Source organism: Pseudomonas sp. DE0157, from assembly GCF_007678615.1.
GTDB classification, from domain to species: Bacteria; Pseudomonadota; Gammaproteobacteria; order Pseudomonadales; family Pseudomonadaceae; genus Aquipseudomonas; species Aquipseudomonas parafulva_B.
Genome location: NZ_VEJN01000005.1, coordinates 225,538 through 238,947, shown reverse-complemented (window position 1 = coordinate 238,947; position 13,410 = coordinate 225,538). Strand labels below are relative to the sequence as shown.

The following is a 13,410-nucleotide window of genomic DNA, read 5'->3' as shown; positions in this document are numbered from 1 at the left end:
CGTGCACCCAGGTGAGCCGTTGCTCAACGAATTGAAAGTTTCAGAACATCGCGGTGGGTGATGCCCTGCCTCTCTTCGTCAGCCGTGACAGCAAAAGAAAATGTCAGGGGATGTTCGTTACCTTCCACATCCAGCAGCGTGAACTCCAAGTTTTTTTCAAGCGCCTGGCGATAACCCGACTCCTCGCTTTTACTCGAGAGAACAAACCCCGTATCCCGCTGCAGGACGATCATCAGTTGCCCGGCACCGGGCTTGGTGCCTGGCACCTTCGTCGGCAGTGCATACGTTCGATGCTTGGCCATGCGGTAAAGAAGTCCGTCGAACAGCAAATCGTCCTTCACTCGGCCATCAACCGACTGGAAGGAGAACCCAGTGAAGCTGACGAAATCATCGTCCAGAACTGGCCCCGGCGACGTCCCGGGCTCCCAAGACCACCGTACAGCCGATTTTGGGTCGGTATCCTTGATGAATAGGCGAGCGAACTTGATTACTCGGCCCTCTCTGAGGACGTGCTCCAGCAACCAGTTGTCGGTACTGGTATCGACATAAGCGAATTCATCGCCCTCGGACGGTGACGCATCGCCCGCCACACGCGTGCGCTTGAAGGAATACAGTTCCTGCGTGAAGGACGGGGTGACCAGCCCGCGCAACTCGAGCTTACCTTTCTCGCCGGTGGCTGCAGACGTGACCGTCTTGCCCGTCAAGGTGTTCTGTATCGACGCAATCACCTTGATCACCCCCGCCTTACGGGAGTGCAGGTAGAATCGGCGGGTTCTGGCCGCCAACGGCGCGCTCCCCCCAGCGGGCGCTGTTGCTTGCCGGTCGATGTTGTTCGCCTCTCTGTTTACCGCCCAGTCCTCCTCTTCTTCATCCGCCTTGCCAACGGCCAAGGCTTCTTCATCCGGCGCCAGGAAAGGTAGCTCGTTGTTGCTGTCCACATTCAAGAACTTCAACGTTGCCAAATCGGCGTCGGAGATCTCGACCGGTTGATCGTTGTGATCGTTACTCGCAGCAACGGTCACCTCAACTTCTATCTGCTGCCAGCCATTGGCAAAGCACTGCGGCGCGCTGATGGCTTTAAGTTCAAAGGTGCTAAGGCTCTCCCATGACATAAGGCCAGCGGTTGCCTGCCGACTTTCGCTGAACTCGACGATGGCGTAGCCGGTGCGCTCAACGCCATCGAACGCAGTCACCACCGCAATGGGTGATCGGGGATTTTCCGGAGGCGTGTAAACGTTGCCAACAAACACGCCTTCGCCATTCACAGTCCACGTTATATCGCGGCCAAGGTCTAGCTCAGGCTCGTCAGGCATTACCGTGAAGGGTATGGATTGAACCGAAAGCCCCTGCACCACGTGGAACGGCACCACGTTCAGGCCCGCATGCCACCTGATCACCACCACCGAAGCTTCAGCACTGTCCCCGTTCTGCCGGTTGGTGCAACGGATTCGCTGTACCTTGAACAAATCGCGGTCGCTGCCAGGCGGGTCGGGCGTGAAAATGGCCCGGCCGCCCCCCTTGTCTTCAAGTTTCCCTATCGGGTTGGCAAGCGTCTGAACTCGCTGCTCCCCCTCCGACAGCAGTACTGCCTCCACTAGGCTCCATTGCAGGCTACCGGCATCGACACTAGAGGCGCGCAGCTCGATCGGATCTTCACCTTGCACCCAGGTGGCAACGCGCGGTACGACCTGCACCGCTCGGGCGGTTTCCATGACCAAGGCATGACTGCGCATTGCGTCACCGCCTTCAGCCGAAGTGGCAGTCACCAGCACCATCTGCTGGTCCTCGACGAAACTGCCTGCAGGACGCGGACTATAGATGGCACCATTGAATGTGCCGACCGCCGCTGGGCGTTTCAGGTTGGTGGCCGACCACTGCACCGGGCCAGGCGCGCCATCAACAGTGAAAGCAATGGTGCGCCCGGATACCACGCTCGCCAAAGCAGGCTCTACCGTTGCGGCGTTCTGCGTTTTTGTCCACTGTCCGGGCACCACAAGGTCGATGCCTGGTTGCGGTGTACCAGTAACGAACTCGTAACCGTTGGGCAGGCTGAAGGTACTGAGCACATCCTTCACCCCACCAGCCCCGAGCTCTGCGATATCCGGAACAAGGATCAGGGTACCCGGCAAATTGGTAGCACTCTCTGCGATCGGATATGGGATTTCGTTACCCGGGGTTGGCTGTCCCCCTGCGCGCAGGTCGATCCCCAGTTTCATGAAGACCAGCGCTGCCCCGTCCCCGTACCGGGGGCTACCTTCACTTTTTCCCCAAGGTGCGAGCATGGTGCGCACCATGAACTGCTCCGGGCTCAGCGGATGGTAGTCGTCCATGACGAAACGGCCCAGGGAATAGGTGAGCTGGTAAGCCCGCATATAGCTGATCGATTCCTGCAAGCGCCGGCCAATCATGACCCCGGCATACTCGGTTGGCCCCAAATTGGTGGAAAACTCGATCGCACGGGCAAGGTTTAACTCCAGCGAGGCGAACCGGCTCGTCTTTGGCCGGCTACACTCCAGGGCCAGCGGTGCTTCGACCCGATAGCCCATGCCTTCGGTGATGGTGAAGCTTTCCACGACGCGCTTAGGCCTGCCAGGAAGATGCAGAATTCGCATGTACTCCCCGGCAATGATGTTCATCCGCAGCGTCAAGTCCGAGCTGAACCCTGTTGCGTTCTGGAAGCCGACCTGAGGCGCGCCCAGCACCATCCCTTGCACCGAAACGCTGATGCGCTCGCCCTCGTCAAGGTAGGCCTCCAGATGGATAGGGTCCATCGCACCAAAGTTAGCAAGCGCATCGAGATACTGCTCACGTAGCACAAGGTCGAGGAGGCTGCGGTCCAAGGCAAGCATGCCACCCCAGCCTATGCGTGCCGATGTTTCCTGTTTTTCATGCGAAGTAGCCTTAGTATTCATCTCAAACCTCCTTGATGGTTGGGCTGAGAATCTCGGCGTAATTGCGCACCGGTACGAATGGCAGTGGCAAAATCACATAGTCGTGGGTATCGGGGGAGTCGTTGACGTAGAAGGCCGATATGATGACGTACTGGTCGTCAGAACCGGGTGCGGGCTTATAGGTTTGGGTGTTGCTGTCAATGGTCCCACTACCGCGCAGCACGTTCCACTCGATTGGCTCAGGTACCTTGACCTTTTCCATGTCTAGATTGAGCCTATAGAAAGGCAGCGCCACGGAGCCATCGGCATTGACTGCTGGCTCTATCCAGTAGTTGGGGCTCTTGGCCCCAACGACCAGCATGTCGATGGTCGCGGGCGTGCCACCTGCAGCCGGCTCAACGGTGACCTCGTCAAGGCGCAGCACTCTGTAATGGTTCGGCTGGTTTGATTCACGCTTAGGCAATGTGGTTGGCGCGGTGTACTTTTGACCCCCTGGGTTAAGCGGGTCGGTATCCTTATCGACTTTACCCAGTTCTGGCTGATTCCACTTCAGCTCGGCATTATCGGGAGTGCCCGCCGACAATGCATAATTTTTGCCCAGGCTTACCACCGCCACCCAAGGGTTCACCGAGACATGGCTAGGTACGATGCTGACCAGCGCGCGGCTGACCTGCTCCCCACTGGTGGCCTTCACAATCACTCGGCGCTGGCCTTCTGTAACCAAGGCGTCATCGGATGGCGCCGTATATCGCCCCACCGACGGTGTAGCGAACTTCCCAGTTTCTCCAGTTTCGCCAGGGAGATTTTCCACTGTCCAGGTGATACCGCTTGTAGACGAGGCGCTGAAATCAATAAACCCACCGCTTGCCACGATCGGTTCCAGAGGCGTGATGGACATCGCGGTGCGCTTGGGCGCCAAGTTACCGAGCAGGGTCAAGTCGTTCGGCACCGCCACATCGCGCGGATCAACGACATTATCGCCTCGGAATAGCAATTGGTTAAGACGCAACGCATCAATTTCGAACGTCATGTTCTTAAGGCTCTCAAGTTTTTCCTTGGCAGCCTTAATCAATGCAGCCTCCAGTGGCGCTTTTAGATTTTCGGATCTTGCTCTGGCATCTTTGCCAGCATCCCCAGAACGGAAGCCGTCTTGAATAGAAATCTCTACACTCGATTCAAAGTTGCTCACCGAAAACTTAAGCGTGGTTTTATTGGCCTCCCGCGAAACATCAAACTTACAATCTGCACGAATCTCTACCTTCGCAGAGACCTGCAGAGGAATGGTGTCGCCGGAGGAATTGCCGGTCTGAAGCCAATACACCAAAGTACCCACTGGCATAGCGGAGGACCAGTTTATCTTCAGCATCCTTTTATCGAAAACAACTTCGCTGCCCTCGTCAAACAGGTTGATGGTGGCGCCGACCATGTTCAACCTCCAGCGCCACGGCTGCAATGTCCCACCATGGTTGGTATCAGAGTAATCGATCTCGGCATAGGCTCCACCGCTCATGGCGTTGGCCACCAATTTGTAGCGGTTTTCATCCACTCGGTAGCGGTCGTCTTTCAACGCCACCAGGTCAAACTTTCCTTTCATCCAGTCAAACTGGTCAAAGCCCAGCTTCACGACGTGCTGCGCAACCAGCTTGTGCGACAACACTAAATTACTGGTATACGGGTCAGTCGAATCAGGCAGCATGTACAACAAATCTTTATCCTCTGGAGGATAAGCACCTGAATCATTTCCGCGCATGGCAACGAACACCACCACTGCACCGTCCCCCTGATTCGCACTACCCAACACTTTCGCACCGGGCTCTGCATGAGTCCCTAACATAAAGACGCCGGGATTGAGCAGCGAAGTATCGTCAACGGCCAGTTCGCTGAGCGGGAACTGCAGTATTTCTTTCTTTTCCTTCGCCCAGGTTTCAAACAGCTCTTTGAAATACAAGCCCAAGCGAACGCGCTCAGGCCCAGTGCCGCCACCACTGAACAGATGGTCATAACCTTTATTGATATCAAGTAAAACTTTACCGCTTTCATCAACGGCACCGGCTACGGCGTCTAACGTAATGTTCATATCCAGCACAGCGTGCGTAGCGGCGTTGTAGAGGATCAGGGCTTGCACGCTCCTGACCGGCTTGCCATCCAGAAATGTTTCGATCACTTCAAGATGCTTCCCCCCGACCAGACGCATTTGCAACTTAGCTTTCGGGTCCTTCAAGTTTGCATTTTCGAACGACAGCCTCGCCTTGTCGAGACGCAGCCCGAGCAAGACATGCTCGATACCATTGCCGGAGTCGACATTGCCATCGGGTAAAGGGGGAAAGAACAACTCCGGAATATGCGCCCGATCAATGTACTCCTGCGAGAGCAGCGCGTTTGTAGCGCTCCTGGAAAACACTAACAGCGCATCCCAACCCCATGTTTTAGGGCCCGCATCCATTGCTTTATAAAATGCTTCAAGTGATTGATTTTCTACCGCTTGAGCCACTCCAGCACTTTCAATTTTCATCGCTTTAGTCTCCATGCCCATGCATTGATTGGTGCGACGCCAACCCGACCGTCAGACGGATTTGGGCCGACGCCGGCTTCGTCTACTTTGACTTTTTAGGAATGATTAACAGCGGCAGAAGTTTATGCCAACTGTCGCCCTTGTCGAAGCTGACATTTCCGCTGATGGTGTATTGTTTGCCTTCGTCCAAGCCGTTATAAACCGCAACACTCAACCATTGCTGTATCCGCTTGTTAGCAAATTCGACAGGTGTCACCGGCACTCGATCCCGTAATATGACGCCGTCTTGAATGGCCAGTGTGAACAGTTGGTCTGGCGCAGCGAACGGCCAAAGTAACGCGCCGGACACTTCGAGCATTGCACCGTTCGCAACAAGCTTGGACCGCCAAAGTTCGCCGTTGGTCTGGGCTTGCAGGCACTTGATATTGTTATCGAACGTCAGCGGCTGAACACGCAAGTCCACAGCTTGGGACGCCGCCGAGCGCCCCCCCTCGTCATCGACGATGTGGTAGAACACTTTAAAACGCCTGCTGTTATCCGCGCCGGGCTGGTGCATGTTCGCAGCCACCACGCTGGGGTCAATCTTGAAGCGTCGGCCGCCTTCCTCCACCGGCGTGGTGGTAATCTGCTTGCCGTTATGCTCATAACCGTCCCAGTGAACCTCAAGGTGTTCGCCGGGGCGCAAAGGCACATCAGGCACCGTGACGTAAGCCCCTAAAATCGCGCTGTCCGCCAATAGCACTTGCTTGCCACTGCCATCTTCGCTAGCGCGCTCGATGCTTGGCGCAGCAAGGTTGCGTGCCGTTTCGAACTCGACATCCAGGCGTTGCGACGTCAGCGCATGGCCCGCACGCGCAATTTGGTAGAACACTTGGTGATCACCCGGCACAAGCAACGCCGCGTCAACTCGGAACACGGTTTCATCGCTTTCCAGGCTGCTGGCATCCATACGCGCGAACTGCACCTCAGGCTCGGTCTTGAGAGGTGTTTTCCAGTGCAGAAGCAAGTAGTCCCCCGCTTGCACATCGGGGTTTACCGGCACACGCACAGTTACCCCGTCGGGAAACTTGCCAGGGTCAAGCGGCGCCCCCGTAAAACCATCGAGCTTAGCCTCTGGCAACAGGTCAACGGGGCTCGAAGCCCTGGCTACTGCCATTTCCTGCACAGGGGAAACAACTTCTTCGCCGTTACCGACCAGCGTGACGGTGTACTGAAACGCTACCCTGCCCTCCTGCACGCGAATGAAATGCGACTTGGCCACCTGCCATTGCAAAGGTTCGCCCACATTGGCTTCGGTCACCTCAAACAACTCGCTCGCCGGAGGCGTTACCTCGTCGCCTGCCGCATTGAACTTGCGCACCACCAGTTCGATGCGGTCGCCGGCCTGCATGGCCCGGTAACTTGGCGCCAGCAAACGCACACCTTCTGTTTCAAGGTCTGCTGCGACAATCACACGGTCATGCGACTCTCGCGCCTGCGCAACCGCCAGGGCTTCGGTAACATCGCCACGGTCGCGCAAACCCAAGTAACAAAAGACGCGGTGTGAATCCGGGGTGCTCTCTGCCCGGTCATCAACCTTGTATGATAAAAATGCCCACCCACCATCAAAGGGTTCAACAAAACGATTAGAAATCTCGGCCACCATCGTTTTTGTAGTGTCGTAGTCCACAGGCACTTCACATTGCGCACCCAGGTCATCAAAAGGCGTGCCGTCTGCGGCGAGACCTCGCCAGACGGGGAAGATATACTGACCGAACTTTAAGTCCGCATCCTTGATCAGAAACTTCAACGGCTGGCCATTTAATTCATTGAGGTCAATTTCACCCAACGCATTTTGCGCGGGGATTTCAGGTGCGGGGTTACGCGGGGACTGTTGTCCCCTATTTTTCACTGGGCGTTGAGGCACCATGGATAGGCTCCAGGCGGGTTGAGATGCCCCTAGTTTTCAGACTACTGCCCATCGCTGGCTACTGGCAGAAATAACAGGTAGCACGCCCGCTCAAGGCACGCTTGCACCTGATAAATCTACCAGGTGACAACCCTTCAAAAACTTGCATGCCCCCTCGATGCCCACGCAGGCACCTTTAGCGCACCTGTTAATTCTAATAGGTGTCACACCCCAACAAGTTCAATAAGCTCCGAACACACCGCCTTATTCACCCAACGACGTAAATACGTTTCTTCTAACTGTTCAAGTCACCTGAACGAACAGGGAGCCTAAATATGAGACCATTAAACTGCTGGCGCCTAGCCATCCCATCGACCATGAAACAGTTGATGTTGGCCGCACCCGTGCTTGTGTATGGCACAGCCGCCTTGGGTGCTGGCACCGCAGATTCACCCCAGGCCGACCCAACGCCTATGCTCGCCCTGTACCAGACAGTGGATAACAACACCGAGCCTGCTTGCGGACTGGAACTGACGGCAATACCTGGCGGCTTACCCCAGAAACTGCTGCCCAAAAAAGAGTGCGCGGAAGTAGACGGTAGCGTCATAGCGCCGCATGCCATCCGCATTCGGAACGTACCGATCAAATCGACGCTTCTGCTCACTAATAACGAGCGTTGTGAAAAGGTCAACAGCGCCTGGGTTGAACTCGATACAAGCCGAGCCAACGCTTCGCTGGAAAAAATAGGCATCGACAAATTATGGACCTACGCTGGTAGCCCCGAGAAACCGGGCTACCTGACCAACAACGGCATCGATAGCAATGCGCCAAGCCGTGGCTTCAGGGTGACCGGCAAAGGTGACCCAATCAAGCAAGGAGAGCTCGCCTGTATCGTAGTCACCTTTGCCGAGAGGGGTAACTGAACATGGCCAGTTCTGCGGGTGCTCACAGCAACGCCACCAACTTCCAGAGCTTTGTACAAAACCAGGTCGACCAGCGCACGGGCCAATACAACTTGGCGATCGACTTGCAAATGCCGGCCGGCAATGACCTGACCGGCCCCAACCTGCCCTTGCGCCTGTCGTATAGCCCGTTCAACACACAAGACTCGGGTTTTGGCACCGGCTGGCAGTTAGCATTGACCCAATACGACCCCGCGACCCAGATGCTTACCTTGCACACGGGGGAAAGCTACAAGGTCACCGGCAGTGGTCCGCAACCGGCTATGCGTGAAAAGAAAATTCATAGCTTTCACTTTTACGACGACGGCGAAAATGGCTCGTACCGGGTGGAGCACAAGTCTGGCCTTGTGGAAATACTGACCCTGCACGATGTGCTCAACCCTATTGCGCTGCCCAGCAAAGTCAGGGCGCCCTCCGGCCACGGGATAACCCTCAGCTACGTCCCAGAAAACCGCCGGCTGGAAAAAATCGTTGATGACTATGGCGCACAGCTGCTGGCGTTGAAGTACACCGATGGCAGGGTAACCATTGATGCTCACCCTGGGGCCGGTGCTGAAGGCCTTCCGTTCATGCGCTACATGCTGGAACTTAAAAACCGAGTACTGGTTGAGGTCAAGCTGCCTCCTGAAGTGGGCGGCAACTGGCGCTTCGGCTACACCACCGCCCGTGGTCTAACCTGCCTTGCCAAAGTATCCGCACCCTCGGGCACCGTGGAGGAAATCCGCTACGGGGAGAATGACGACCCTGGCCATCTGCTGCCCGGGACAAACCCTCAAAGGGCTTGGCCACGGGTGACCAGCCATGAAGTCAAGCCCCGCGCCGATCAGCCACCGATGAGGACGACCTACACCTACGAGCACTTCGACGAGGAAAACAGCATCGAAGTGGCACACAGCTTTGTCGGCAGCAACAGCGGTATCAGCTGGCGTGACGACGGCGAAGACAACCTGTACCGCGCACAATCCTCCTACCGCTACAGCGTCACCGCCCATTACTGGAAAGCAGGCAAGGTCGCACGCAAGCAGACACAGACGTTCAACCGCTACCACCTGATGACCAAGCAAACGCTCGAACAGGATGGCCATATCGAAGAAACCGAAACTGTTTTCCATGAACGCCCCGGCATCGGCTTCGACGATCAGCCGCGCTACTTCCAATTGCCCAAGACCATCACCAAACGCTGGAAGCTGCGTGATGACGCCAGCAAGTTGCACCTGGAAACCGCGATCACCCACTTCGACGATTACGGCAACGTCACCGAGGAGCAAGCCCCCACCGGTGTACGCACCACCTACGAGTACTATGACAAGGAAGGCGAAAAAGACGGAGACACCTGGGCCTGTCCGCCTGACCCGCAGGGCTTTGTGCGCAATTTGAAATGCAAAACGGTTTACCCCGTGCCCAATATGCCCAACGACGCCCCCGTGCAACGTACGCGGCTAACCTACAAAGCCTTCCCGGCGCTAGCCAGCCTTGGCCAGGCGAGCCAGTGGCTTGCGCCTTGTGAAGAACAAGTGCTGCAAGTGTTCAATCCCAGCCAGCCCGATGAGCGCGAACAGCTGCTGCTGAAGGTGGAACGGGGCTACCTGAACCTGCCTGACAATGCCTTCCTGCACGGCCGCCCCGACTACCAGGTAACCACCCGCTATGGTGACGACAGTACCGACACGGTGCGCCGGGCCATTGAAAGCCGCAGTTCACGTATCGAATGGGGGTACCGCAAGGTCGTCGACGACGTCTATGGCCTGGAGTACTGGACCGATGAAACCGTGCTCGGCTTCGATCTGGTGCAAAAGACCACCAGCATGGCTGTATCTAGCCTACATGGTCAGAACGTTTACGAAGAAGATGACACCGGCAACAGCATTCGCCGCCGCTACGACGCCCTGGCCCGCGTGGTGGAGGAAACCCTAGCGCCGGGCCAGGGCATGGAGGAGTCCAAGCAGCGCTATGAGTACGGGCTAGTGAACCATCCCGAAGAAGGCGCTGCCGGGCTGGCCACGCAGTCGGTCACCAGCAGTACCGGCGTGATCACCGTGCTCACCTTCGATGGCTGCAGCCGCATGGTGACCGAAGAACGCGAAGCGGAAGTTGCACAAGACCCAGACACCGCAGCGGGCGATGAGAAACCACGCAAGCGTGAGCGGGTAGCACAGCGCAACTACGATGAATTGGGCCAGTTGAAAGACGAAACCTCCTTCGACTACTTCGACGACAAGACCCTGACGCTGCAAACCACCTTCGAATACGATGCATGGGGCAAGCTGTGCAAGACCACCTTGCCCCACGGCGTTACCCAGCACAGCGAATTCTCCCCGTTCGGCGAAGCTGGCGACATCGTCACCCAATGGGTCGAAACACCGGGCAACCCTGGTGTGCGTCAGCAGCAGCAGGTTACCGAAAGCAATGGCTTCGACAAACCGGCAGCTCACTACCGCTTGGACGACGCAGGCAATATCGTTGGCCGCCGGGATTTCAGCTACGACGGCCTTGGCCGCTGCACCCTTGAAGAACACACCTTCAAACGGAACGACAAGCCGGTCAGCCGGATCAGAAAATACACCTACGACAGCGAAGGCCGGGTGACCCGTAGCGAACGGCCCGACCAGTCGGCCGTACTCAGCCGCTTCGCGCTACACAGTGCCGCCCCGTTGGCCGAACAGCTGCTGGTCGAGCGGCGTAAAGACCTTGAACCCACCCTTGCCTGGCAACGGGATTACGATGGCCTGGAGCGCTTGAAGTCCCTGACGGCCGGCAAACAAAAGGAAACCTATAACTACAAGCGCAACACCTCGCTGGTAGAAACCCGCACAACAGCGCAGCGCACCTTTACCTACCACTACCGCCCTGCGCGCTCTGCCCAACCCAGCCAGATCGACGTCAACACTGCTAAGAGCGCTACGTTCGATTACGATCCCAGAACCTCGTCTATCAGCTCGGCCAGCGACGCCCAAGGCACGCATAGCTATACCTACACCGATCAAGGCTACCTGCTGAGAACCCAATGGGTGGGCGAGGGCGCCATCGGCCACCATTGCGACTACCGCAGTTCGTTTCAGGGAATGCAGTTAGGTTATCGGGAAAGTGACGGCGTTCAGGTGGACCACACCTACAACGACCTGGGCCAGCTTGAAAAGACCTGCCAGGGCGACCTGGTTGCCCAGTTCGAGTATGACGCTCTCGGACGGCTGTGGAAAACCACCACCCAAGACCTGAGCAACACCCAGGTATTGGTGTGCCTGCAGACTTACGATGAACTGGGTAGGGAAATAAATCGCGAGCAAACCCTCACACGGCACGATGGCACCACCCTCAGCCAAAGCATCGCCCTCACATGGCAGGAAGATGACCAGCTACGTAGCCGCACCCTTACCCGTGACGGCAAGCAACTCTTACTGGAAACCTTTGACTACGATACGCTCGACCGCTTGGAGCAGCACAACTGCCAAGGCACTGCCTTGCCACAAAACGGGGCTGGGCGGTTTATCAAGAATCAGTTTTTCGTCTACGACGAACTGAACAACCTGACCGAGTGCTATACCGATTTTGCCGATGGCACATCGGACGAGGCTTTCTACACCTACGACGGTTTCATCCTGAAACAGGCAGAGCACTCGCTGCAGCCAGATTACCCAGCCAGCCAGGCCTTCGAGCACGATGCCGAGGGCAACTTGCTGAACGATGAGCAGGGCAACAAGCTGGTATACGACGACCGCGGTCGCTTGCAGGAAGTACAACGTTCCAGCGATGGGCTACCCCTCTACCGCTACCGCTATGACGGCCACAACGACCTGATAGGTGTGCGCCATGAGCAAGCCGCGGAAGTGACGCGCCGTTACCAGGGCTACCGGTTAACCAGTACACGCGACGCCGACTTGCTCACCGAGTACCTGTATGCAGGCGAGCGCCCCCTGGGGCTACAACGCCCTGCCAGCACAGCAGACAACCGTTTGTTCATGACCGACGCGGCGAACAGCGTGATTGGTGAATGCAGCAAAGACGAACTGCACGCTAATACTTACAGCGCCTATGGCGACTCACCGGACAACGCCCCCTTGGTGGGCCTGCTTGGCTTCAACGGCGAAGTCCGCGAGCGCGCCCTGGGCTGGTCGCTGCTGGGGCGCGGCTACCGCGCCTATAACCCAGGGCTGATGCGCTTCCACAGCCCGGACTCGGCGTCACCAGAAAATGCCGGCATCAACCCGTATGTGTACTGCGGCGGCAACCCAGTCAACTGGTACGACCCAAGCGGCCATTACGGCATGCGTAACAGCACAGAGTACCCGTACGTGCCCCCCGTTGCACAACCCAAGCCCAAGGCCGACTGGCGATCCTGGCTTGGTGTAGCGCTGGGTGCTGTTTTCGCTGTGGTCAGTTTCATGCTGTTGCCGCCGGTGGGCTTAACCATGGCGTTCTCGCTCGGCGCAGCCAGCCTGGCAATTGACGTGGCTGGCACAGTTGTTTCTGTGGTAGGGCTGGTGACAATGAACGAAACGGTTAATGACTGGGCATTCGGGCTTGGGATTGCCAGTGCACTGAGTACGTTGGGGATCATAGGTTACAGCAGGTTGGCGGCGAAGGGAGCGGGCAAGGCCGCCAGTATTGGCACCCAAACTGACAGCGCCGCTTCGCTGAGCGGACCGCGGGTGATCGCCAGAGAAGGTGATGTTTTCTTCGGGCGTAGATTCGGCACTGCTCCTGGACGACTCTGGCGCAAAGTGACAACGCCATTCAACAATAATATTTCAACCCAAACAGTGGCAACAGGTATAGGCGTTGACGCAGGCACTCAGTTCAGCCCTACGATGCTCTCTGACGCGGCCACCTCCATGTCGCCTCCACAATCGATTCGCAGTACCGCGCCTACAGCGTCTAGTGCATCTACTGCGTCTACTGCGTCTACTGCGTCTAGCCGTTCAATTGGTGCCACCCAGTTAGAGACTCGGTTTACCCCCCCTCCGCCTAACAAGGTCAGTCCCGGCTCTATTTTGGGCTTTGAGCGAGATCCAGTGACTGGAAAATGGGTAGCTACCAACAGATCGAGCTACAGACCTCCACGGTAAAACCCTGGGCGGTCAGCGCGTAGGCTGACCGCTCTTTTTGATAGTAATCGGCAAGCCTTGCTGGATTTTCCTCCACAACTATCGGTTTTTTCCT

The 13,410-nt window shown here is 57.1% G+C and carries 5 protein-coding genes; 2 read left to right on the top strand and 3 right to left on the bottom strand.

The genetic code is table 11. The annotated features are described in order from the left end of the window. Window positions 1-23: 23 nt before the first annotated feature. From FS777_RS09225 to FS777_RS09215, 3 genes are all read right to left on the bottom strand, one after another. Window positions 24-2,912 (bottom strand): hypothetical protein, encoded by a 2,889-nt coding sequence (locus tag FS777_RS09225; protein WP_145255134.1) that lies wholly within the window; start codon window positions 2,910-2,912, stop codon window positions 24-26. A 1-nt stretch (window position 2,913) separates the two neighbouring features. Then, window positions 2,914-5,403 (bottom strand): hypothetical protein, encoded by a 2,490-nt coding sequence (locus FS777_RS09220; RefSeq protein WP_078478203.1) that lies wholly within the window; start codon window positions 5,401-5,403, stop codon window positions 2,914-2,916. Window positions 5,404-5,485: 82 nt separating this feature from the next. Further along, window positions 5,486-7,312, bottom strand: a complete 1,827-nt coding sequence (locus FS777_RS09215; RefSeq protein WP_058637720.1) for a hypothetical protein — start codon at window positions 7,310-7,312, stop codon at window positions 5,486-5,488. 314 nt (window positions 7,313-7,626) lie between these two features. Here FS777_RS09215 and FS777_RS09210 point away from each other — a divergent pair, with 314 nt between their 5' ends. Both FS777_RS09210 and FS777_RS09205 read left to right on the top strand, forming a co-directional pair. Next, window positions 7,627-8,214: a hypothetical protein gene (locus tag FS777_RS09210; protein WP_145255131.1), complete on the top strand. Its 588-nt coding sequence runs from the start codon at window positions 7,627-7,629 to the stop codon at window positions 8,212-8,214. A 2-nt stretch (window positions 8,215-8,216) separates the two neighbouring features. After that, a complete protein-coding gene (locus FS777_RS09205; protein WP_145255128.1) occupies window positions 8,217-13,316 on the top strand; it encodes an RHS repeat-associated core domain-containing protein in 5,100 nt (1,699 codons plus the stop codon). The last annotated feature ends 94 nt before the right edge of the window (window positions 13,317-13,410 follow it).